This window comes from Pelagibius sp. CAU 1746 (assembly GCF_039839785.1).
Lineage (GTDB): Bacteria > Pseudomonadota > Alphaproteobacteria > Kiloniellales > Kiloniellaceae > Pelagibius.
In genome coordinates this window covers 811,801-832,851 of record NZ_JBDOQT010000002.1, presented here as the reverse complement: position 1 = coordinate 832,851, position 21,051 = coordinate 811,801, and the positions used below count along the sequence as shown (strand labels likewise).

Annotated in this window: 20 protein-coding genes; 12 read left to right on the top strand and 8 right to left on the bottom strand. The window is 68.2% G+C overall.

Going from position 1 to position 21,051, the window contains the following annotated elements:
* Positions 1-5: 5 nt before the first annotated feature.
* From phnL to AAFN88_RS20665, 7 genes are all read left to right on the top strand, one after another.
* Positions 6-731 (top strand): phosphonate C-P lyase system protein PhnL, encoded by a 726-nt coding sequence (phnL, locus tag AAFN88_RS20695; RefSeq protein WP_347522787.1) that lies wholly within the window; start codon positions 6-8, stop codon positions 729-731.
* Entirely contained in the window at positions 731-1,873 is a 1,143-nt protein-coding gene (locus AAFN88_RS20690; RefSeq protein WP_347522597.1) for an alpha-D-ribose 1-methylphosphonate 5-triphosphate diphosphatase, read from the top strand. Before phnL ends, AAFN88_RS20690 begins: the two co-directional genes overlap by 1 nt.
* Positions 1,873-3,057, top strand: coding sequence for an alpha-D-ribose 1-methylphosphonate 5-triphosphate diphosphatase (locus tag AAFN88_RS20685; RefSeq protein WP_347522596.1), 1,185 nt, complete (start codon positions 1,873-1,875; stop codon positions 3,055-3,057). Before AAFN88_RS20690 ends, AAFN88_RS20685 begins: the two co-directional genes overlap by 1 nt.
* A gap of 179 nt (positions 3,058-3,236) precedes the next feature.
* Positions 3,237-3,713, top strand: coding sequence for a GNAT family N-acetyltransferase (locus tag AAFN88_RS20680; RefSeq protein ID WP_347522595.1), 477 nt, complete (start codon positions 3,237-3,239; stop codon positions 3,711-3,713).
* Positions 3,703-3,972, top strand: coding sequence for a hypothetical protein (locus AAFN88_RS20675; protein WP_347522594.1), 270 nt, complete (start codon positions 3,703-3,705; stop codon positions 3,970-3,972). Before AAFN88_RS20680 ends, AAFN88_RS20675 begins: the two co-directional genes overlap by 11 nt.
* Positions 3,973-4,106: 134 nt before the next feature.
* Positions 4,107-4,349 (top strand): hypothetical protein, encoded by a 243-nt coding sequence (locus AAFN88_RS20670; RefSeq protein ID WP_347522592.1) that lies wholly within the window; start codon positions 4,107-4,109, stop codon positions 4,347-4,349.
* A 123-nt stretch (positions 4,350-4,472) separates the two neighbouring features.
* Positions 4,473-6,071 (top strand): FMN-binding glutamate synthase family protein, encoded by a 1,599-nt coding sequence (locus tag AAFN88_RS20665; protein ID WP_347522591.1) that lies wholly within the window; start codon positions 4,473-4,475, stop codon positions 6,069-6,071.
* A 7-nt stretch (positions 6,072-6,078) separates the two neighbouring features.
* On the opposite strand, the gene AAFN88_RS20660 is transcribed toward AAFN88_RS20665, so the two are convergent.
* From AAFN88_RS20660 to AAFN88_RS20650, 3 genes are all read right to left on the bottom strand, one after another.
* Entirely contained in the window at positions 6,079-6,801 is a 723-nt protein-coding gene (locus AAFN88_RS20660; protein ID WP_347522590.1) for a response regulator, read from the bottom strand.
* Positions 6,802-6,839: 38 nt separating this feature from the next.
* A complete protein-coding gene (locus AAFN88_RS20655; RefSeq protein WP_347522589.1) occupies positions 6,840-10,319 on the bottom strand; it encodes a PAS domain S-box protein in 3,480 nt (1,159 codons plus the stop codon).
* 278 nt (positions 10,320-10,597) lie between these two features.
* Positions 10,598-10,912 (bottom strand): DUF1127 domain-containing protein, encoded by a 315-nt coding sequence (locus AAFN88_RS20650; RefSeq protein WP_347522588.1) that lies wholly within the window; start codon positions 10,910-10,912, stop codon positions 10,598-10,600.
* A 460-nt stretch (positions 10,913-11,372) separates the two neighbouring features.
* Between AAFN88_RS20650 and AAFN88_RS20645 the strand changes: the two genes are divergently transcribed.
* The 3 genes from AAFN88_RS20645 to AAFN88_RS20635 all read left to right on the top strand — a co-directional run bounded on the left by AAFN88_RS20645 (position 11,373) and on the right by AAFN88_RS20635 (position 14,121).
* A complete protein-coding gene (locus AAFN88_RS20645) occupies positions 11,373-12,044 on the top strand; it encodes a DUF1007 family protein (RefSeq protein WP_347522587.1) in 672 nt (223 codons plus the stop codon).
* 11 nt (positions 12,045-12,055) lie between these two features.
* Positions 12,056-13,039, top strand: coding sequence for a nickel/cobalt transporter (locus AAFN88_RS20640; RefSeq protein WP_347522586.1), 984 nt, complete (start codon positions 12,056-12,058; stop codon positions 13,037-13,039).
* 359 nt (positions 13,040-13,398) lie between these two features.
* Positions 13,399-14,121, top strand: a complete 723-nt coding sequence (locus AAFN88_RS20635) for a response regulator transcription factor (RefSeq protein ID WP_347522585.1) — start codon at positions 13,399-13,401, stop codon at positions 14,119-14,121.
* A gap of 108 nt (positions 14,122-14,229) precedes the next feature.
* Here AAFN88_RS20635 and AAFN88_RS20630 read toward each other — a convergent pair whose 3' ends face one another.
* Together AAFN88_RS20630 and AAFN88_RS20625 are read right to left on the bottom strand one after the other, a co-directional pair.
* Complete coding sequence (locus AAFN88_RS20630; RefSeq protein WP_347522584.1) at positions 14,230-14,970, bottom strand: LuxR C-terminal-related transcriptional regulator; 741 nt, start codon at positions 14,968-14,970, stop codon at positions 14,230-14,232.
* A 384-nt stretch (positions 14,971-15,354) separates the two neighbouring features.
* Positions 15,355-16,071 carry a Crp/Fnr family transcriptional regulator gene (locus AAFN88_RS20625; protein WP_347522583.1) on the bottom strand — a complete coding sequence of 239 codons (717 nt, stop codon included), beginning with the start codon at positions 16,069-16,071 and terminating at the stop codon, positions 15,355-15,357.
* 356 nt (positions 16,072-16,427) lie between these two features.
* Between AAFN88_RS20625 and AAFN88_RS20620 the strand changes: the two genes are divergently transcribed.
* Together AAFN88_RS20620 and AAFN88_RS20615 are read left to right on the top strand one after the other, a co-directional pair.
* The gene (locus AAFN88_RS20620; protein WP_347522582.1) at positions 16,428-17,600 is read left to right on the top strand and encodes an AGE family epimerase/isomerase; all 1,173 of its coding nucleotides are present in this window, start codon (positions 16,428-16,430) and stop codon (positions 17,598-17,600) included.
* A 130-nt stretch (positions 17,601-17,730) separates the two neighbouring features.
* The gene (locus AAFN88_RS20615; RefSeq protein WP_347522581.1) at positions 17,731-18,048 is read left to right on the top strand and encodes a DUF2061 domain-containing protein; all 318 of its coding nucleotides are present in this window, start codon (positions 17,731-17,733) and stop codon (positions 18,046-18,048) included.
* 4 nt (positions 18,049-18,052) lie between these two features.
* On the opposite strand, the gene AAFN88_RS20610 is transcribed toward AAFN88_RS20615, so the two are convergent.
* The 3 genes from AAFN88_RS20610 to AAFN88_RS20600 form a co-directional block, all read right to left on the bottom strand.
* Positions 18,053-18,307, bottom strand: coding sequence for a hypothetical protein (locus AAFN88_RS20610; RefSeq protein ID WP_347522579.1), 255 nt, complete (start codon positions 18,305-18,307; stop codon positions 18,053-18,055).
* Positions 18,308-18,390: 83 nt separating this feature from the next.
* A complete protein-coding gene (locus tag AAFN88_RS20605; protein ID WP_347522578.1) occupies positions 18,391-19,488 on the bottom strand; it encodes an Ldh family oxidoreductase in 1,098 nt (365 codons plus the stop codon).
* Positions 19,485-21,038 carry an altronate dehydratase family protein gene (locus AAFN88_RS20600; protein WP_347522577.1) on the bottom strand — a complete coding sequence of 518 codons (1,554 nt, stop codon included), beginning with the start codon at positions 21,036-21,038 and terminating at the stop codon, positions 19,485-19,487. Before AAFN88_RS20600 ends, AAFN88_RS20605 begins: the two co-directional genes overlap by 4 nt.
* Positions 21,039-21,051: the final 13 nt, after the last annotated feature.

Sequence of the window (21,051 nt, the reverse complement as noted above, 5' to 3'; positions counted from 1 at the left end):
GCGATATGACGGAAGAAAAGAAAGACCCCCGGAAAGCGCCGGCGATCCGCGTCGAAAATCTCTCCAAGGCTTTCGTCCTGCATGTGCAGGGCGGCGCGCGCCTGCCTGTCTTCTCCGACCTTTCCCTGGAGGTGGCCGCCGGGGAATGCGTGGCGCTCTACGGCCCCTCGGGGACCGGCAAGTCGACCCTGCTGCGCTCGCTCTACGCCAACTACAAGCCCGGCGGCGGCCACATCTGGGTGCGGCACGAAAATGATTGGGTCGACATGGCCGGGGCCGCCCCGCACCGGGTGCTGGAGGTGCGGCGCCGCACCGTCGGCTACGTCAGCCAGTTCCTGCGCGTCATCCCGCGCATTTCCTCGCGCGACATCGTCGCCGAGCCGCTGCACGCCCTGGGCGCCGACCTGGAGACAGCCCGGGCCAAGGCCGAGGCCCTGCTGGCGCGCCTCAACATCCCCCAGGCCATGTGGGACCTGGCGCCGGCCACCTTCTCCGGCGGCGAGCAGCAGCGCGTGAACATCGCGCGCGGCTTCGTGGCCGACTATCCGGTGCTGCTGCTCGACGAGCCGACGGCCTCGCTGGACGCCGGCAACCGCGCCGTGGTCGTGGACCTCATCAACGAGGCCAAGGCGCGCGGCGCCGCCATCGTCGGCATCTTCCACGACGACGAGGTGCGCGAGGCCGTGGCCGACCGGATCTTCGATCTCTCCAAGAAAAGGGCCGTCGCCTGATGGCCGAACGAGTCCTGAGCAACGCCCGCATTGTCCTGGCGGAGGAGGTCGTTCACGGCAACCTCCACCTGCGCGACGGCAAAATCGCCGAGGTGGCCTCCGGCGCCACCGCCGTGAAAGGGGCCGAGGACCTGGGCGGCGATTTCCTGCTGCCCGGCCTCATCGACCTGCACACCGACCACTTCGAAAAACACGTGCTGCCGCGCCCCGGCACCCTCTGGGACATGGTCTCCGCCGTCATGGCCCACGACGCCCAGATGGCCGCCGGCGGCGTCACGACCAGCTTCGACTGCGTCTGCGTCGGAGTCTCGATCAAGCACCCGGAGCGCCGCGAGATCTTCCGCCCGATGATCGACGCGGTGCGCGAGGCCCGCGACAAGGCCATGCTGCGCGCCGACCACATCGTCCACCTGCGCTGTGAGGTCACCGACGAGGTGGTGGTCGATCTCTTCGACGAGGTCGCCGACCATGCCGCCGTCGGCATGATGTCGCTGATGGACCATGCCCCGGGCCACCGCCAATATCCTGACATCGAGCGCTTCCGCGAGCGCAGCATGAAGAATCTGAAGCTCAGCGAGGCCGAGGCCGACGCCCATATCGAGCGCCTGCTGGCGGCGCAGGAGTTCACGGTGCCGCGCAACCGCCGCGATCTGGCCCGGCGCGCCCGGGAGCGCGGCCTGGCGCTGGCCAGCCACGACGACGAGACGCCGGAGCACGTGGCGGAGGCGGCGGAACTGGGCATCACCGTTTCCGAATTCCCGACCACCCTGGCGGCGGCCAAGGCGGCGCGTGACAATGGTATGAAGATTGTCATGGGCGCGCCGAACCTGCTGCGTGGCGGCTCCCATTCCGGTAATGTATCGGTGGCGGCGCTGGCCGCCGAAGGACTGCTCGACAATCTGGCCTCCGACTATGTACCGGCAAGCCTGGTGCAGGCGGCTTTCCGTCTTACCGATCCGGCTCACGGCCTGGATCTGCCGCGGGCGGTGGCCACGGTCAGCGCCGCCCCGGCGGCGACCGCGGGGCTCGCCGATCGTGGCCGCATCGAGCCGGACCTCAAGGCCGATCTGCTGCGGGTGGCGGTGATCGAAGGCCAGCCCATCGTGAAAACGGTCTGGCGTGACGCAAAACGGGTGATGTGATGTTGCAGGTAGTGGATTCGGAGCGACTGAATTCGGCGGAGGACAATTCCCTGCGCCTCGCCAACGCCGAGGTGGTGACGGCGGACGCGGTCTTCCGCGGCAGAGTCACCGTGGAGGACGGCGTCATCACCGCGGTGGAGGACGGCGGCGCCGTGGCGGGCGATGCCCTGGACTGCGGCGGCGAGCTGCTGATCCCCGGCCTCATTGATCTGCACACCGATCACTGCGAGCGCCACGTGGTGCCGCGCCCCGGCGTCCACTGGGACCCCCTGCAGGCGGCCATCGCCCACGACGCCCAGGTGGCGGCGGCGGGCATCACCACGGTCTTCGATTCCCTGGTGGTGGGTCTGCGCGACGCCGACCAGACACGCCGCGACCTGCTGGGCCAGATCATGGCCGCGGTGGAAAAGGGCGAGGAACTGGGTGTCTTCCGCAGCCAGCACCTCTTGCACCTGCGCTGCGAGGTGACCGACCCGACGCTGCTGGACCAGGTTGCCCCGCAGATGGACCACCCGCTGCTGCAGCTCGTCTCGGTGATGGAGCACACCGTCGGCCAGCGCCAGTTCCCCGACCCGGAGAAATACCGCGAGGTGCTGGTGAAGCTGTTCCACGTGCCCGAAGACCAGGTGGACGAGCGCTTCAAGCAGGATGCCGAGGCCTCGCGCACCTTCGCGCCGACCTACCGCGAGGCGGTGGCCAAGATGGCGCTGGAGCGCGGCCTCCCCGTCGCCGCCCACGACGACGAGACCCTGGATCATGTCGAGGAGGCGGCGCGCCTGGGCATGACCCTCTCCGAGTTCCCGACCACCCTGGTGGCGGCGGAGGCGGCCAAGGCACGGGGGATGATCACCATCATGGGCGCGCCCAACGTGGTGAAGGGCGGCAGCCAGTCCGGCAATCTCTCGGCCCTCGACCTCGCCAGGGCGGGCCTGCTGGACGTGCTGGCCTCCGACTACGTGCCGATCTCCCTGCTCGCCGCCACGCTGCGCCTCACCGGGGACGATGTCGGCATGTCTCTGCCCGAGGCGGTGAAGACCGCCAGCCTCAACGCCGCCAAAGCTGCCGGCCTCGACGACCGCGGCGCGATCGCGCCGGGCAAGCGCGCGGACCTGCTGCGGGTGCGCCAGGTCGGCGGCCACCCGGTGATCCGCACGGTCTATACGGCGGGCCGAAGGGTGGCGTAGCGGCCCCCTTTATCGTCATGCTCGGGCTTGTCCCGAGCATCCAGGGCCGCCACCGGGATGTTTCCCCTGGACCCTCGCAACAAGTGCGAGGGTGACGGTATCGCTAGGCTTCGCCGGGGTTGCCTCGATTGGTACGGCTGGGGCATTTTCAATGCTCCAACAACGTCACCGTACGACCCATGCTCATCCGTGAAGACGACCTGCGCGGGCCCGAGATCGCGGCACTGCTGGAAGCGCACCTGGACCTCATGCGGTCGATCTCGCCGCCGGAGAGCGTGCACGCGCTGGACCTGGAAGCGTTGCGCGCACCGGAAGTCACCTTCTGGACGCTCTGGGAGGGCGCGGCGCTGCTCGGCTGCGGCGCGCTGAAGCAGCTCGATCCCACCCACGGCGAAATCAAGTCCATGCACACGGCGGCGGCGGCGCGCGGCCGCGGCGTGGCGCGCCGCATGGTGGAGCACATCCTGGCCGCGGCGCGGGCCCGCGGTTACCGGCGCCTCAGCCTGGAGACCGGCGCCACCGAGGACTTCGCCGCGGCGCGCGGGCTCTACAGCCGCTTCGGCTTTACCGCCTGCGGGCCCTTTGCCGATTACGTCCCCGACCCCTTCAGCGCCTTCATGACCCTCGAATTGGGGCCGGCGGCAAATGCCGGGTAAGAACACCGTCGTCGCTTCCATCAATGCACCCGGTTCTTGCGCTTCGGGCGGGAGCCGCTGCGTCGACGTCTTCCGGCGGCCGGACGGGACCTTCGGCTTCGAGGAATACCGCCGCGATGCGGAAGATCCCCGCGGCTGGTTCCCCGTCGGCTTCTTCGGCGACCAGGTATTCGACGGCGCCGCGGCGGCGCTGGCCCAGGCGCGGCGGCAGATTTCCTGGCTGGCGGCTATAAAGGCCCCGAATTTCCCGGAAAGCTGACGTGATCACGGGGTTGTGATCGGCCGCCGGCCCCTTGGCCCGCGAAAGGCCCTGGCGGAAAGCCGGGTCGATGGGGTTCACTGGTCCTGCCGCTCTGCCTTGATCTTCACAGCCATCCTCGGAGGAAGTTCGAGATGAAAGCATTGATTCCCGCGGCCCTTCTGTCCCTGGCCTTCGCCGCCCCCGCCTTCGCCTTTCAGTGCCCCACCGACATCGCCAAGATCGACCAGGCGTTGCAGGCGGCCAGCCTGGGCGACGATCAGAAGGCGCAGGTCATGGAACTGCGCAACGAAGGTGAACGTCTGCACCAAGGCGGCGAGCACCAGGCTTCGGTCGACGCCTTGGCCCAGGCCAAGGAAATCCTCGGCATCCAATAAGAGACCCAGGCCGCAGAGAGGGCGGGGCGGGCCCGGAGACCGTCTGGACCCGCCCTGACCCTTGACCGGCTTCACGGATCGCTCTAGAGGGCAAGGGATCCTGTCCCTGCCGGGGGTGCCCTCATGCTGACCCGTTACCTGGTTTTTGCCGTCGTCGTCTTTCTGGCCGTGGTCTTCGCGGGCCTCAGTGCCTGGCAGGCTTGGTTCCTCGCCGGCTTCTTTCCGCTGCTGGCTTTGAGCCTGCTCGGTGTCTGGGACGTGGTGCAGCAGCGCCACGCCATCCTGCGCAACTATCCGGTCATCGGCCATATGCGCTGGCTCTTCGAGGGCATCCGCCCGGAGATCCGCCAGTACCTCATCGAGAGCGAGCGCGACGAAGAGCCCTTCAGCCGCGCCGAGCGCTCCCTGGTCTATCAGCGCGCCAAGGGCGTTGAGGACAAGCGTCCCTTCGGGACACGGGTCGACGTCTATGGCGCGGGCTACGCCTGGCTGACCCATTCCATGGCGCCCAAGCCGCCGAACCACCACGACTTCCGCGTCAAGATCGGCGGGGCGGCCTGCACGCGGCCTTACGATGCCTCGGTCTACAACATCTCCGCCATGTCCTTCGGCGCCTTGAGCGGCAACGCCATCCTGGCGCTCAACACGGGGGCCAGGCTGGGCGGCTTTGCCCACGACACCGGCGAAGGCAGCATCAGCCGCTACCATCGCCAGGGCGGCGGCGACCTGATCTGGGAACTGGGCAGCGGCTACTTCGGCTGCCGCGACGCCGGCGGGTGCTTCGACCCCGCGCGCTTTGCCGAACAGGCCCAGGCCGAGCAGGTGAAGATGATCGAGGTGAAACTCTCTCAAGGCGCCAAGCCGGGGCACGGCGGCATGCTGCCGGCGGCCAAGATCACGCCGGAGATCGCCGAGGCGCGCGGCATCCCGATGGGCAAGGACTGCATCTCGCCGGCCGGGCACAGCGCCTTCTCCTCGCCGACCCAGTTCATGCACTTCCTACAGGACCTGCGCGAGGGCTCCGGCGGCAAGCCGGTCGGTTTCAAGCTCTGCATCGGCCACCGCTGGGAGTTCATGGCCATAGTGAAGGCCATGCTGGAGACCGGCATCCGCCCCGATTTCATCGTGGTGGACGGCAAGGAGGGCGGCACCGGCGCGGCGCCGGTGGAGTTTGCCGACCACCTGGGCACGCCGCTGGCCGAGGGGCTCACTTTCGTGCGCAATACGCTGATCGGCGCCGGCCTGCGCGACGACATCAAGCTCGGCGCCGGCGGCAAGCTGGTCAGCGCCTTCGACCTGGTCTTCGCCCACGCCCTCGGCGCCGACTGGTGCAACTCGGCGCGCGGCTTCATGTTCTCCATCGGCTGTATCCAGGCGCAGTCGTGCCACACCAACCGCTGCCCCACCGGCGTGGCGACGCAAGATCCCTTGCGCCAGCGCGCCCTGGTGGTGGAGGACAAGGCCCAGCGGGTCGCCCGCTTCCACCGCAACACCTTGGAGGCCCTGGCCGAGATCGTCGGCGCCGCCGGCTTCGACCGGCCCGACGAATTGCAGCCGCGTCACATCATGGTGCGCCAGAAGAACGGCGAGACGCTCTCCGCCGAGGAGGCCTACTGGACCCTGGAGGCGGGCGCGCTCACCAACGGCGGCTGTGACAGGGCCGACTACACCCGTTTCTGGAACATGGCCCGGGCGGAGAGCTTCCAGCCGCTGCCCGCTTGAGCCGGGGTCAGGACTTCGCGGTCGAGTAGATGTAACCGGCGCCGCGCACGGTCTTTATGACCTGGGGTTTGGCGGGGTCGCTCTCGATCTTGCGGCGGATCCGGGCGATGCGGATGTCGATGGAGCGGTCGAAGGGCTCCCAGTCGCGGTTGTGCGCCAGGTTCAGCAACTGGTCGCGGCTGAGCACCCGGTTGGGGTTGTCGGCGAAGGCCTTCAGCAGGTCGAACTCCATGCCTGTCAGCGGGATCTCGCCGCCTTCCGCATCGAACAGCTTGTGGGAATCGAGGTTGAGGGTGAAGCGCCCGAAGCGCGCCAGGCGGGCGTCGGCGTCCTCGTCGCCGCCTGCGGGCGACTTTGTCTTTTCGGCGCGGCGCAGCACCGCCTTGATGCGGGCCAACAGCTCGCGCAGGTCGACCGGCTTGGCCAGGTAGTCGTCGGCGCCCATCTCCAGGCCGACGATGCGGTCGACCACCTCGCCGGCGGCGGTCAGCATGATGATGCCGACCTCGCAGTTGCCGCGCAGGTAGCGCGCCAGGGAAAGGCCGTCCTCGCCGGGCATGCGGATGTCGAGCAGCACCAGGTCGACGTCGTTCTCGCCCACCGCCTCGCGCAGCGCCGCGCCGCCGTCTGCCGGGGTGACGCGGAAATCGTGCAGCTCCAGGTATTCCTGGATGGTTTCGCGGATGCCGGGTTCGTCGTCCACGACGACTATGTGCTTCTGCCCTTGCATTCCATTGCTTCCTTAAATCAAGGCCTCTGCCGCGGTGTTCATGGGGCGCCGTGCGACGCGGCCCGTGGCTGCTGGGCGAGGATCTGCGCGATGAGGCCGCGCACCTCGTCCAGGTTGAAGGGTTTCTCGATGAAGGGGCGCTGCACCCGCTGCAGGAAAACCCGCGCCGAAGGGCTGAGCGTGTCGCCGGAGACGAAGGCGGTGCGGCGCAGCAGGCTGGGGTCCTTGCGCTCCAGGGCGGCATAGAGGCTCGGCCCGTCCAGCTTGGGCATGCGCACGTCGCTGAGGATGACGTCGAAACTGTAGCCTTCGATCAGGCCCAGCGCCCGCATGCCGGAATCGGCCGTCATCACGTCGTGGCCCTGGGCTGTCAGGATCTCGGCCAGGGTCTGCAGCACCTCCGGCTCGTCGTCGATGATGAGGATGCGGGCCTTGGGGCTGTCGGCCGCCGCGGCCGGGGTTTCCGCCGGCGCCTCCCTGGCCTGGGTGCTGGCCGGCAGCACCAGGGTGAAGGCGGCGCCCTTGCCCGGCGTGCTGTCGACCCGGATGCGCCCGTCGTGGGCCTCGATGACGCGGTGGCTGACGGCCAGGCCGACGCCGGTGCCTTCGCCGATGTCCTTGGTGGTGAAGAAGGGTTCGAAGATCCGGCTGCGGATCTCCTCGGGAATACCGGGGCCGGTATCGGCCAGGTTCAGGCGCACCTCATCGTGCTTGGTGTCATAGGTTCCCTTGATGGTCAGGATGCGCGGACCCTGAACTTCCATCATCGCCTGTTGGGCGTTGACGATGATGTTGGTGACCACCTGGTTCAGCTGGTCGGAGTCGGCCCAGACCGGCGGCACCGCGGCGCCGATGTCCATCTCCACCTCGATATTGGCGGTGCGCAGCGAATAGCCGGTGACGTCCAGGGTCGCCTGCACGATGTCGCGCAGGTCGACGGCGCGGCGCTCCGGCGGGCGCTGGCGCGCCATGGCCAGGAAGGACTTCACGATGCGCGAGCAGCGGTCGGCGGCATTGCCGATCTTCTCGGCGCGCTGGACGGTGCGCGGGTCCTCGGCGGTTTCCTTCATCAGTTGGGCATGGCCGACGACCACCGAGAGAGGATTGTTCAGTTCATGCGCCACGCCGGCCAGCAGCGCGCCCAGGGCGCTCAGCTTCTCGCTCTGGTACAGCGCCTCGCGCTGGCGGGTCATCTGCTCCTCCACCGCGCGGCGCTCGGTCAGGTCATGGGCGCTGGCGACGATCATCTCCTCGCCCTGGTATTCGATGAGGCTGGCGGTGAGCGAGACCCAGATCACCTCGCCGTCGGCGCGGCGCAGTTGCACCTCGAAGCCTTCCACGGTGCCCTGGGAGCGCAGCAGTTCGAGATAGCGCAGGCGGTCTTCCGGGTTGACGTAGAGGTCGCGGATGTAGGACGGCTCGCCCGAGGTCTGCATCTGCCCGAAGACGCGCCGCGAGGCCGGGCTCTCGTAGATCACCAGGCCGTCTTCGGCCCGTACCATGGCCACCGGCACCGGCGAGGACTCGAGGATCGAGCGCACCAGGCTCTCGCTTTCGCGCAGCGCCCGCTCCATCTCCTTGCGGTTGGTGACGTCGGTGCGGGTCACGACGATGCCGCCCTGGCGGGTCGGCTGGTTGGAGAACTGGAACCAGCGACCGTCGGCCTGCTGGAACTCCATCTCGGTGGAGAACTGCTGGCGCAGTTTCTTGCGCTCTTCCAGCCATTCCTCGACGCGGCCTTCGGCGCCGACGTATTGCCCGCGCTCGGCGCCGCTGCGGATGAAGTCGATCCAGGGAACGCCCGGAGTCAGGGCCTCGGCGCTCATGAAGTTGAAGTCCCGGTAGCGCTGGTTGCACATCACCAGGCGGTCTTTGGCGTCGTAAAGCGCAAAGCCCTCGGAGAGCGATTCCACCGCGTCGTGCAGGGTCTCGCGGGCCTCGCGCAGCTCGGCCTCCTTGGCCATCTGTCCGGTCAGGTCGACCACCGTACCGATGGAGAAGGCGCGGTCGCCGATCTTGGCCAGGCGCGCGGACACGGCGCCCCAGAATTCGCTGCCGTCGGCCTTCTTCAGCCGTGTCACGCGGCCGTCCAGGCGGCCTTTCTCGATCAGCTCGTTGGTGCAGGCCTCGCGCTCTTCCGGCGAGGCGAAGGAGCGCTCGGAGTGGTAGAGCTCGGTGATGGGCCAGCTGTATCCCAGCAGCTCCGCGGCCGCCGGGCTGTGGTACAGAACCTCGCCGCTGTAGGTGTCGGTCAGCCAGAGCGGCAGCGGGTTGTTCTCCACCAGAACGCGGAACTTCTGCTCGCTCTGGCGCAGCGATTCCTCGATGCGCTTCAGCTTGGTGATGTCGGTGCGGACGTAGACGCGCCCGCCGCCGTGGATGGGGTGGGTCGAGGTCTGCAGCCAGGTGCCGTCGTGCAGTTGGAATTCGACCGGCTCCTTCTCGGCGGCGATGACTTTGTCGAGCCACAGGCTGTCTTCCTCTCCGTCCTCGCCGCTGTCGACGGGCCTGCCGTCGAAAACCTTCATCTTCGCGCGACCCCTCAGGTAGTTGTCCAGGGTCGAGGAGCCGACCATGTCTTCCGGACTGGCGTCGTAGAGCGAAGCGTAGGAGGCGTTGCAGAGGATCAGCCGCTGGTCCTCGCCGTAGATGGCGAAGCCGTTGGGGATGTTGTCGACGGCATCGCGCAGCAGGCGCCAGACCCGCTCTAGTTCCTCCTCTGCGTTGATCCTTTGACTGATGTCGTGCAGTTCGGTCACCACATTGCGCGCGCCGGCCAGGGTGATCACGCTGGCCATGACCTCGACCGGAAGGAGGCTGCCGTCTCTGCGGCGGGCGGTCAGCGAGAGGGCGCCGGGCGCCGCATCCTCGCCCGGCTGTGCGAGCAGTCCGGCGACGGTGTCGCGGTAGTCGGCGCGGCTCTCGGGGGCCAGCAGGAGGTTGGCGAAGTCCTGCCCGGCAACCTCCTCGCAGGCGGTGCCGAAGAGAGACTGGGCGGCGCGGTTGCAGGCGGTGATGTTCCCTTGCGCATCCGACAGCACGATGGGGTGGGAGGCCCGCTCGATGATGCCGTGGCGCTGGCGCAGGATCTCGTCCTCCTCCATCTCCTCCCGGCGGGCGTCGCCGAGGTTCAGCAGCATGCCGGTCACCGCGCCGTCGCGGACGGCGATCTCGTCGCGGCAGCGCAGGACGGTACCGTCCGGCTTGCGCAGGCGGTAGTCCAGGCCGGCGCCGCCTTCGGCAGCGGCGCGGCTCAGCGCCCGGCGGTAGACGGGCCGGTCGTCGGGATGGATCAGCGCTTCGAAGGGGGCATCTTCGGCACAGAGGCGCTCCGCGTCATAGCCGGTGATCTCTTCGGCCCGTCCGCTCACCCTCTCCAGGCGCAGGCCTTCCGCCTCCAGGCGCCCGCGGTAGAACACCGCCGGCAGCCGTGCCGCCATCAGCGCCAGGAGATCGGGGTCGGTCTCCACGGGAGACTGCGGTTCCTGCCGTCGGGTCTCGGATTTCGGCGCGGACATGGTGCCCCCTTGAGCGGCCCCCTGCCACACCGCCGGATCGCTCCCGCTGGGGTGGTCCGGAGGCGCAGGCGGACTGCCTGCCGGGGACGTCAAGCAGATTAGCCGAGCGGCACACCAGAGGAAAGGCGGCTTCTCGGCAGGCGGCCGCGCCGCCTGACCGCAGTGCCGCGGCTTGTCGTCGTCAGTTGACTTCGAGGGTTCTCCCATCCCATGACCTGCCCAGGCTGCTGTGCCGGACGGCCGCCGCGTCCCCAAGCGGCGGCCGGTCCGGGTTCGGGTTACGTTCGGGCGCGCCCGGAACGGGAGCTGCGGCGCAGCTCCGCCTCGTGGGCCGCGGAAATGATCGAGGCCCGGTTGAGGCCGATATCGCGCAGCGTCCTGTCATCCAAGCGGGACAGCGCCACGGCGGTCTTGCGGATGCGCCTTGGGCTCTCGTCGGACGTAAGGGCCTGGCGCAGCAGGCTTGCCAGAAAACGGAAAAGCCGCGCCGGGACCGTGTTGCGCTGCGGGGCGAAGGGGACCGCGCCGAACGGGCTGACGGGTCTCTGACCTGTCAGGATCATCGGCGAGCCGAAAACTTCGGAATTGCTCATGTCACGTCACCAGGTTTGTCGATTGCTGATTGCTCGCCCGGACCGGCGGCGGCCGGGTCCTCTCTCGGCGCGCCGTTCAGCCGCTAGGCTGCAGATATAGAAGGCGGCTGTTTCATGCCGATGTCGGCACAGCGGGGTTTCGGTATCAATTGTTCGTGGCCCGGGGCGGCCGACGTTGGGGATCGCCGTTGCCGTGGCTCCTCCCCCCGGTCGGCGGAATAGTTTAATTATTTCAAAATATTATGCTTGGAGACTGGAGGGCGCGGGGACGGCGGCCCGTGCCTCCGACGGCGGGCGGTCCTGAAACAATTGAAACCTTGCCGCGGCGCGGGGCCCGCCGGCGCGGCGGAGGCGAGAGGCCGCTGGCCGGAAGGAAATCGTAAGTTTAAGGTCGTAAAGAAGAGTTGCCGGGCCGGGCCGATTCGACCCGCGGCGGCAGCGAAGGCTTTTGGGGACCGGAATGACGAAGCGGATCTCTTGGACGGCGGGCGCCGTGCTGGCAGCCCTGATCGGCGCCCTCTCCGGGGGCGCGGCGGTGGCGCATCCCCACGTTTGGATCGATGCGCGCAGCAAGGTTCTCTTCGACGGGGCACAGCGGGTCTCGGCACTGCGGATTTCCTGGCGCTTCGACGAGTTCTACAGCCTCTTCGCCATCGAGGGGCTGGACAAGAACGGCGACGGGACTCTGGAGGCCGAAGAACTGCGGCCTTTGGCCGATCTGAATATCACCAACCTGAAGGAATACCGCTATTTCACGCAGGTGACCGTCGACGGCGCCGAGGCCACCTATGGCGAAGTGACGGACTATGTGTCGACCTTCGAGGACGGCATTCTCGCTCTCGATTTCGTTCTTCCGCTGAAGGACCCCATCGACCCTCGTCTCGCCAAGGTCAGCTTCAAGAGCTACGACCCCACTTTCTACATCGCCATCGAGCCGCCCTTGAAGGATCCGGTGTCCTTTGCCGGAGATCCGCCGCCGTTGTGTCACGTGGTGGAAGTCGCCGGCGAAAGCGGCGAGACGCTCACCCTGTTCGAAGCGGACTTCCTCGATCCCGACGCCAATCAGGGGCTGGGAGCGCTCTACGCCACGGAATTCGTTATCGCCTGCCAAGAGCCCGAGGCGATTCAGTGAAGGTTCCGGCGGTGCTGAGGACCTTCTTGCTGGCCTTGTGCCTTGGAGGCGGGCTGGGCCTGGCCGCCGCCGCAGGAGCGCAGACGCCTTTGGTTCCGCCTCCCGGCGCCGCCGCCCCGGCGGCGGCCGCCGCCGGCCTGTGGCCGCGTGTCGTCGGGGCCGTCCGCGACACGCAGCGCGACCTGCACCGCCGCCTGGCGGTCGCCGTGCGCGCGTTCAAACAGCAAGGGAGCGCGGCGGCCGGCGCTCTGATTCTCGTCTCCCTGCTCTACGGGGTGTTTCATGCCGTCGGGCCGGGGCACGGCAAAGCGGTGATCTCGGCCTACCTGCTGGCCAACGAGAGCGCCGTGCGCCGCGGCGTGCTGCTGGCTTTCCTCGCCTCCTTGGTGCAGGGGCTCTCCGCGGTGCTGCTGGTGGGGCTGTTGGCAGCGCTGCTCGGTCTGGCCGGGGTACAGGTCACGCGCTCCGTGAGCTACCTGGAATCGGCCAGCTATGCGCTGGTCGCCCTGATCGGCGCCTGGATGCTTTGGTCGCAGCTACGCGGGGGGCATCGCCATCACCATCACCATCACGGCGACACTGCTGACGCGGCCTGCGGGCACGGCCATGTGCCCGACCCGGCCCTGCTGAGCGCTCCGGCGGCGACGGCGGGGGCACGGCGCAATCGCGTTTCGGAGGCGGCGGGGCTGGTGCTCGCCGTCGGCATCCGGCCGTGCAGCGGCGCCGTGCTGGTGCTGCTGTTCGCCCTGGCCCATGGAGTCCTGCTGGCGGGCGTGGCGGCGACCTTCGCCATGTCGCTGGGAACCGCCGTGACGGTTTCCCTGCTGGCGGTCCTGACGCTGTTCTCCAAGCGCCTCGCCCTGGCCGTCGTGGGCGGCGACAGCCGCCGGGTCGAGGCGATCTACCGGGGCTTGGCCCTCTTGGGAGCGGGGCTGCTGCTGCTGCTCGGCGGGCTTCTCTTTTGGGCCTCGCTGGCCCCCGCCGGTCCCCTGTGAGACCCTTGCCGGCCATGGTGGCCGGCTCTCTGCGGTTTCGGCGCATGGCCGGATGTGGGACTGGGGCCTGGAGGCCGCGGGAAATCGGGCGCCAGGCGCCTTTTTCCGAGGGCTTTTGCGGGTAAATCGCCGCCTTTTTGCCAAGAAAACCGAGCTAAACCCTTGGTCGGCATGCGAAAAGATGAAGCGCTCTCTTATGTGGTAATCCGCACAGACCCTCGCCCGGCGCCAGAGTAACTTTCTCCCATCAGCGACACGCGGATTCCTTCGCCCCCTGGGCGATTGCCCGAGATCCCGCCTGTCGGAAGCTGACACCACGGGGTTGGTGGAATGCAAAAGGGGAAGGGAGAGCAAGCATCATGTCTGAGGTAAACACACTGCTGATCGGCCGAAACCGGCTGTTCCTGGAAGGGCTGAAAAGCCTGCTGCGCGGCAGTTCCTTCAACGTCTGCGGCGAGGCGCTGTGCGTCGGTGCGATCGAGGAAACCGATGCGCCGGCGGGTCTCGTCCTGATCGAGCTGCGGGACGATCTCTCCGGCGTCGTCGAGGACCTGCACCAGTTGCGCGAAGACCTGCCCGAAACGCCTGTGGTCGTGCTGACCGACGAGCGGGACCCGCGCACCCTGGCGAGCTGCCTCAATGCCGGGGCCGCGGCTTTCCTGCTGAAAGACATTTCGTTGGAGGCGCTGATCCACTCCCTGAAGCTGGCCCTGCTGGGCCAGAAGGTCATGCCGACCGACTTGGCCGCAGCGCTGATCAACGGCGCCGCAGGCCTGCAGCCGGTGGGCGGCAAGGGCGTCGAGAGCTACGGCCTGTCCGATCGCGAGCTGGAGATCCTGCGCTGCCTGGTGAACGGCGACGCCAACAAGGTGATCGCCAACCGCCTCGATATCACCGAGGCCACGGTGAAGGTTCACATGAAGAGCCTGCTGCGCAAGATCAAGGCCGGCAACCGCACCCAGGCGGCGATCTGGGCGCTGAATCACGGCTTGGCTCCCGGCCTGCCTTTCGGCAAGACGGACCGGGCCGCGGTCGCCGCGCCGGCCGCCAAGGAAGTGGTGATGTCGCAGATGATGGGCTAGGCGAACCTAGCCCATCCATCGTCTCCCGCCCTCCAGAGGGCGCGCTGTCCGCTTCGGGTCCGGCGCGCCGCTGTCCGGGGCACGGCTGCGGGCCGTGGTTCCCGGTGTCTAGTTCCAAACGCCGTCGTCGTGATCCTTGCCGTTGCCCTTGGCCGCGCCGGCCTGGACATCAGCATCGTCCTGATCCAGAGAATCCAGCAGGGGCAGCAGGACGGTGGCGGCCAGCACCGCCGCTTCGGTCCGGTTGCGGCAATCCAGTTTGATCAGAATGGCGCGGACCATGGATTTCACCCGCGCCTCGCTCTCGCCCAGGGATTCGGCGATGTTACGGTTGCTGTCGCCCTCGGCCAGCAGGGCGAGGATGGCCTTCTCGCCATCGCTCAGGCGCCCCAGCATTTCCCTGCAGATGCCGTCGTCGCTGCTGCCGGCCCTGGCGGCGGGCATGACGGAATAGCCGTCCTCGGCCAGCTTCAGGCTTTCTTCCAGGTAGTTGAGGCCGCGGTCCAGAAGGATCAGGCCGTCGGCGCGCTCTGGCAGGTCGCCCAGCATGGCGCACTTCGATTCAGGCACCGCCAGAAGAACCCGCGTGCTGCGGCCCGACCAGCGTGCGATCTGGTCCTCCAGGCTGTGAAAGCGGCTGGCGTCGTTGGCGGCCAGGATCAGGTAGTCGGCCTCCGGTTCCCCCCGGCCGTTGGAGGGGATGATGCAGATGTCGCCGATCCGGGTGTTGGGCACGCTGCGCAAGGCCTCCAGGAGCGGGCCGGGTTCTATGCCGGCCGCCACCACGGCGCAGCGGCGTAGCCGTTGCGCGCTGTCTTCTCCGGAATCTCGGGCTTGCGGATCGCTCATCTGGACTGACCTCCAACCTTGGATGACATCTAAAGGCAGGGCGTCCGGGCCGCTGGCGGCCCCTTCGGCACCCTGGCTGGAAGAAGCCTAGCATGCTGCACTTCCGCGTTCCCTGGCACAGGCATAGTACCACCGAGGAGGTAGGCGGCCGACCCGGCGGCGCCGTTTGCGCGGAGATTCTCGCTTGCCCCGCCTTGTTGTTGCGCCGGCCTGTGACAAAACCCACAGAGCGGCGGCGCGCCGGCGGCTATCTTGGGCGCGTCATCGTGGAGGTCCTCCCTCGAACCGCGATGACGGACCTTCTAGGTGAGCCCAAGCCCCGTCCGCCGCCCATCGGACGGGGCTTTCCTCTTTTACGGCTGTCGCTGAGGGCAGGGGGGCGGCTCAGTCGCCGGTCACGTCGTGGACCAGGCGTTCCAGCTCTTTCATGTCGCTGATGATCAGCGTGCGGCCGTCGCGGCTGACCAGTCCGCTCTTGGTCAGGCCGTTCAGCTCCCGGGTGACCGCCTCGCGGTGCGTCGAGATACGGCTGGCGATATCGGCATGGGTCGGCGCCGGAGAGATGCGCGCGGTGTTGCCGTCGCGTTCGCTCTCGCGGGCCAGGCGCAGCAGTTCGGAATGAATCCGGTTCCTCACCGCCAGGGTCGAGAATTCGAAGATGCGCTCGCTCAGCGAGCGGACCGTGCCGATCAGGTTGGTCAGCATGGCCATGGAGACCGCCGGGAACTCCTGCAGGATCGCGCGGAAGGTCTCCGCCGAGACCGAGCCGATCATGACGTCGCTCAGCGCGATGACGTTGGCCGAGCGCGGCGCGCCGTCGATGGCCGCGAACTCGCCGAAGCACTCGCCGGCGTGGATGTCCCGGAAGGCCACTTCCTTGCCGGCGCTGGAGAAGAGGATCACCCGCACGGTCCCGGAGACCATGAAGTAGACGTCCGTCGAGGCTTCCTGGTGGCCGATGATCTGCTGGCTGGCCTTGTAGTTGCGCCAGTTCACGCGCTGCGTCAGACGCTCGATCTCGCGCGGGTCGAGATCGCGGAAGATCTCGATGCATTCAAGAGCGTAGCCGGTGCCGCCCGATAGCTTTTGGTTGGCCGTCATGATTTCCACTCACGCCGCTTCGGCTTGGCGCGCGGCCCCGCAAGCGGAACGCAGGGCGTGCAGCCGTTGAACCGTGGCACAAAGCCAGAGAACTCCTCATCGCAACCGAGGGTCCGTCCTTTCACCTATACCCTGTTTTCACCGCCGGGGCAGCGGAGAAAACCCCCGGCGCCTGCGCAATAGTACCTGTCGACCTCGCGGATGCAACTGACCGTTCGTTGCGGGTTTCCGGCGGCACTCGCGGTGCTGGCGGCTTGCGTTGCGAAGAGCATCGCAGTATGGAGGCGCCAAGCCGCTTTCTTCGCAGCCGGAACCCGCTCCGCCAAAAAATGTCACAAATTGCCGAAGCCTTTCCCGTGGAACGTTTGCGTCCCTGGCTGACACAGGTGCTGCTGCCGTTCTGGTCCGACACCGGATTCGACCGGGAGAACGGGGCCTTCGTGGAAAAGCTCGGGCCCGACGGCAGGCCGTCCACGGAAGATTACACGCGCCTAAGGGTGCAGGCGCGGCAGATCTATGTCTTCTCCCATGCCGCCCATGCCGGCTACAGCGATACCGGCCTGGCGCGCGCGCAGCAGGCCTTCGATTTCCTGGAGGCCCATGCCTGGGACCGCGAAGAAGGGGGCTGGTTCCGGCGCCTGCGCCGCAGCGGGCCGCCGCTCGACCGCGGCAAGGACAGCTATGACCATGCTTTCATTCTGCTGGCCATGGCCTGGCTCTATCGCGCCGGCGGCGAGAGGCGGGTGCTGAGGCGCGCCGAGGAGACCATGGAGTTCCTCGACGCGCATCTGGGTCTCACTCGCGACGGCGCTTCCGACGGCTATGCGGAGTGGGAAGTGACGCCGGGCGAAGCGCTGCCGCTGCCGCGGCGCCAGAACCCGCATATGCATCTGCTGGAGGCCTTCCTGGCGCTCTACGAAGCCAGCGGCGCGCAGCCCTGGCTGGCACAGGCGCAGCGCATCTTCGGACTCTTCGAGCGGCACTTCTTTGATGCCGCCTCCGGCCAGCTCATCGAATTCTTCGACAGCGACTGGCGTGAAATTCCACAGGACGGCAGGCGGCTGCGCGAACCGGGTCATCACTTCGAATGGGTCTGGCTGCTGCACCGCTACGCCGTTTTGGCGGAGGATGGCCGCGCCGCGGCGGCCATGCGTCCGCTCTTCGACTGGGCTTGGGACAAGGGCATCGACCGCGCCGGCCCCGCGTCCTTCGTGGCCTACGAGGAACTGGATCCCGAGGGGCGGATCCTGAACGGCGGCAGCAAGCGTCTGTGGCCACAGACCGAGGCGGTGAAGGCCTGCCTGGCCGTCTACGAACGAAGCGGCGACGACGCCGCGGCCGACGGCGCGCGCCAACTGCTCGGCGGTTTGTTCCGCACCTTCGCCGGGCTCGACCGTCCGCGCTGGCGCGAGCAGGTCGACCGCGAAGGCAATCTCCTTCGCGAGGGTGTTCCCGGCAGCAGCCTCTATCACCTCTTCCTGGCGGTCGCCGAGGCGATCCGCGTGCTGCCGGACGCGGGGGCGGATTAGCCTGGTCGTCGGCGCTGGGGGTGCGGGCCCAGCATCCAGTTCTAGAGTGCGAATTAGAATTATTCTAGTTGATAATCAATCTCAATCAAGATATATTCAGCTCATGGAACCCGTCCGAGGAGACCGTGAGATGAGGCTGGACCTGGTGAAGACTTTGAGTTTCGCCGTGCTGCATTTCAGCGTCGGCTTCGGCGTCACCTTCGCCCTGACCGGCTCGGTGGCGATCTCGACCGGCGTCGCTTTGATCGAGCCGGCGGTGAATACCGTGGTCTTCTTCTTCCACGAGCGGGCCTGGCAGCGCTTCGCGGCCACCCGGGCGCAAGAAGCGGCGGCACCGCTTGTGGGGCCCGGCTGCCTGGGCCCCGGCTGCCTGGGCCATGCGCCCAACCGGCGGTCTTCGGGGGCCTGGGGACCGCCGCAGGGGGCCTACGCCAAGCCCCCGGAGTGAAGCTCTAACGCAGGGCGCTGAGGTTGGCGATCAGCGCGTCGCGCGCCTGCTCGATCTCCCGGCCGATCTTGTGGGACATGTCCTGGTCCTCGCTGCAGCAGTTTCGCGCTGCATGGCCGTAGGTGGCCTCGCACTCGCGCATGGCCTCGATCACCAGTTCTTCGACGATCTTGTCGATGGCTTCTCTCTGGCCGGGCGAGAACGTGGCGCCGGCGACCTCCTCGATGCCCCTGACCGCTTTTTGAGCTTTCTGCTTCAACTCCATGTCTTCTACCTTTCCGGGGACGATGCATTTTCACCGCAGCTTGCCACAAGGCGAGGGGGCCTGACGACCCCGCGCCCCTAAAGCGCCGAGAGGGGCGCTATGCCCCGGGCCGCCGCCTCCTCGCCGAAGAGGCGCCAGTTGTGTGCGTCCAGCGGGATGCCCTCGGTGCTGCGGTGCCGCTCTACCGCCCACTCTCGGTCACCCGCGGCCATGACCCGCTCGCCGGGCAGGGCCGCCTGGCCGCGCAGGCTGTCGAGGTAGTCGCGCAGTTGCGCCTGGAAGACCTCTTCGGCGACGAAGGCCGAGGGCTTCAGGGCCAGGAAGAACTGCCCGAGGCGGCGCGGCTCCGACCAGGGCGGCTGGAACATCTCCGCCATCTGGTGGCTGAGGCACATGCCGCTCAGGCCGGCGGAGAGGATCTCGACCATGCCGGCCAGGGCCGCGCCCTTGTAGCCGTAGCCGCTGCCGCCCAGCGGCAGCAGCGACTTGGCCGCGTGGGGATCCCGGGTCATGCGGCCCCCGTCGTCCACCACCACCTCCGCCGGCAGCTCCCTGTCGAGGGCGCGGTACTGGAGGATGCGGTTCACCGGGATCGAGCTGCTGGCCATATCGATGAGGTAGGGGCGCTCGCCCGCCACCGGCACGGCGAAACTGATGGGGTTGGTGCCGTGAAAACCCGCGCGCCCGCTGTGCGCCAGCACGGCGCTGGTGGCGTTGCAGGTGGAAAGCCCGATGTAGCCGGCTTCCGCGGCGGCCAGGGTGTAGCAGCCGGCGGCGGCGAAGTGGGAGGAGTTGGAAACGCTGACAGCGCCGAGGCCCGCGTCTTCGGCCAGCTTCACGGCCTCTTCCATGGCGCGGTAGCCGGCGGCGGTGCCCAGGGCGTGGCCGGCGTCCAGCCGCCCGGCCGCCGCCGCGGTCTTTTCGAAACGCATTTCGGGGCGACCCTTCACGCGGCCGCCTTCCACCACCTTGGCGTAGTGCGGCAGCAGGCGCACGCCGTGGCTGTCGACGCCGCGCAGCGAGGCCCCGACCAGGGCGCGGGCGGTCGCCTCGGCGGAAACCTCGTCGGCCCCGGCGGCGGCCAGCACCGCGCGGACGAAGCGGTCCAGGTCCGCGGCGGCGACGCGCGCCGCCGGTTCCCGATCCTGCTGCTGCTCTTCGTCGGCGGCGCTCACATCACCGCGCCGATCTGCCAGGGGATGAACTCGGCGTCGCCGAAGCCCAGCGCCTCGGACTTCGACGGCCTGCCGCTGGCCACCGCCAGTACCTTGTCGAAGATCTCGCGCCCGACCTGATCGATGGTCTTGTTGCCCTCGGCGATGCCGCCGCAGTCGATGTCCATGTCTTCGGACAGGCGGGCGTACATGGCGCTGTTGGTGGCCAGCTTGATGGAGGGCGAGGGCTTGAAGCCGAAGACCGAGCCGCGCCCGGTGGTGAAGCAGACCACGTTGGCGCCGGAGGCGACCTGCCCGGTCACCGAGCAGGGGTCGTAGCCGGGCGAGTCCATGAAGACGAAGCCCTTGGCGCTCACCGGCTCGGCGTACTTGTAGACGCCGACCAGGTTGGTGGTGCCGCCCTTGGCGGCCGCGCCCAGCGACTTCTCCAGGATAGTGGTGAGGCCGCCGGCCTTGTTTCCGGGCGAGGGGTTGTTGTTCATCTCGCCGCCGTTGCGCCGGGTGTAGTCTTCCCACCAGCGGATACGCTCGATCAGTTTCTCGCCGACCTCGCGGCTGACGGCGCGCCGGGTCAGCAGGTGTTCGGCGCCGTAGATCTCCGGCGTCTCGCTGAGGATCGCGGTGCCGCCGTTCCGCACCAGCAGGTCGGCGGCGTGACCCAGCGCCGGGTTGGCGGTGATGCCGGAATAGGCGTCCGAGCCGCCGCACTGCAGGGCCAGGGTCAATTCGCTGGCCGGGATCGTTTCGCGGCGGGCCGCATTGGCCGCCGGCAGCATGGCCTTGATACGCTCGATGGCCTCGTCCACCGTGCGCCTTGTGCCGCCGGTCTCCTGGATGGTCAGGGTCTGGAAGCGCTCGCCGGTCGAAAGGCCGTAGGCGTCGAGCAGGAAGGGGATCTGGTTCACCTCGCAGCCGAGCCCCACCATCAGCACCCCGGCCAGGTTGGGATGGCGCGCATAGCCCCAGAGGGTGCGCTGCAGGGCCTCGTAGCCGTCGCCGCTGTCGGCCATGCCGCAGCCGGTGGAATGCACGAAGGCGCAGACGCCGTCGACGTTGGGGTAGTCGTCCAGGATGCCGGTCCTGTTGAAGGCCTCGGCAATGTAGCGCGCCACGGTGGCCGAGCAGTTGACCGAGGTCAGGATGCCGATGTAGTTGCGCGTGCCCGCCCGCCCGTCGGCGCGGCGGTAGCCTTGGAAGGTGGCGCGCTCGGCCTCCGGCACCATCCCGGTCGGCTTCGCGCCCTCGCAGAAGGCATAGTCGCGGTCGAACTCGGCCATGCCGCAGTTCTGCACGTGGACGTGCTCGCCGGGGGCGATGTCGCGGGTGGTGAAGCCGATGATCTGGCCGTACTTCACCACCGGCGCACCCTTTTCGATGGCGCGGGTCGCGACCTTGTGGCCGGTCGGGATGCGGTTCGCCGTGATGACGCCTGCGCCCGGCATCCCTTCACCTGGGATGGCGGTGCCTTCCAGGATCTCGGCGCGGCTCACCACCACGTTGTCGTCGGGGCCCAGGCGAATGGTCAGGCCGGCGCTGATCGCTGTCGTCATCTGCGGGGCCTTG

Excerpts from the sequence above, each read along its gene's own strand:
- phnL (WP_347522787.1), top strand. The coding sequence starts at position 6 with ATGACGGAAGAAAAGAAAGACCCCCGGAAAGCGCCGGCGATCCGCGTC.
- AAFN88_RS20650 (WP_347522588.1), bottom strand. The coding sequence starts at position 10,912 with ATGAGCAATTCCGAAGTTTTCGGCTCGCCGATGATCCTGACAGGTCAG.
- AAFN88_RS20685 (WP_347522596.1), top strand. The coding sequence starts at position 1,873 with ATGTTGCAGGTAGTGGATTCGGAGCGACTGAATTCGGCGGAGGACAAT.
- AAFN88_RS20665 (WP_347522591.1), top strand. The coding sequence starts at position 4,473 with ATGCTGACCCGTTACCTGGTTTTTGCCGTCGTCGTCTTTCTGGCCGTG.
- AAFN88_RS20660 (WP_347522590.1), bottom strand. The coding sequence starts at position 6,801 with ATGCAAGGGCAGAAGCACATAGTCGTCGTGGACGACGAACCCGGCATC.
- AAFN88_RS20670 (WP_347522592.1), top strand. The coding sequence starts at position 4,107 with ATGAAAGCATTGATTCCCGCGGCCCTTCTGTCCCTGGCCTTCGCCGCC.
- AAFN88_RS20675 (WP_347522594.1), top strand. The coding sequence starts at position 3,703 with ATGCCGGGTAAGAACACCGTCGTCGCTTCCATCAATGCACCCGGTTCT.
- AAFN88_RS20690 (WP_347522597.1), top strand. The coding sequence starts at position 731 with ATGGCCGAACGAGTCCTGAGCAACGCCCGCATTGTCCTGGCGGAGGAG.
- AAFN88_RS20645 (WP_347522587.1), top strand. The coding sequence starts at position 11,373 with ATGACGAAGCGGATCTCTTGGACGGCGGGCGCCGTGCTGGCAGCCCTG.
- AAFN88_RS20600 (WP_347522577.1), bottom strand. The coding sequence starts at position 21,038 with ATGACGACAGCGATCAGCGCCGGCCTGACCATTCGCCTGGGCCCCGAC.
- AAFN88_RS20625 (WP_347522583.1), bottom strand. The coding sequence starts at position 16,071 with ATGACGGCCAACCAAAAGCTATCGGGCGGCACCGGCTACGCTCTTGAA.
- AAFN88_RS20630 (WP_347522584.1), bottom strand. The coding sequence starts at position 14,970 with ATGAGCGATCCGCAAGCCCGAGATTCCGGAGAAGACAGCGCGCAACGG.
- AAFN88_RS20615 (WP_347522581.1), top strand. The coding sequence starts at position 17,731 with ATGAGGCTGGACCTGGTGAAGACTTTGAGTTTCGCCGTGCTGCATTTC.
- AAFN88_RS20655 (WP_347522589.1), bottom strand. The coding sequence starts at position 10,319 with ATGTCCGCGCCGAAATCCGAGACCCGACGGCAGGAACCGCAGTCTCCC.
- AAFN88_RS20635 (WP_347522585.1), top strand. The coding sequence starts at position 13,399 with ATGTCTGAGGTAAACACACTGCTGATCGGCCGAAACCGGCTGTTCCTG.
- AAFN88_RS20680 (WP_347522595.1), top strand. The coding sequence starts at position 3,237 with ATGCTCATCCGTGAAGACGACCTGCGCGGGCCCGAGATCGCGGCACTG.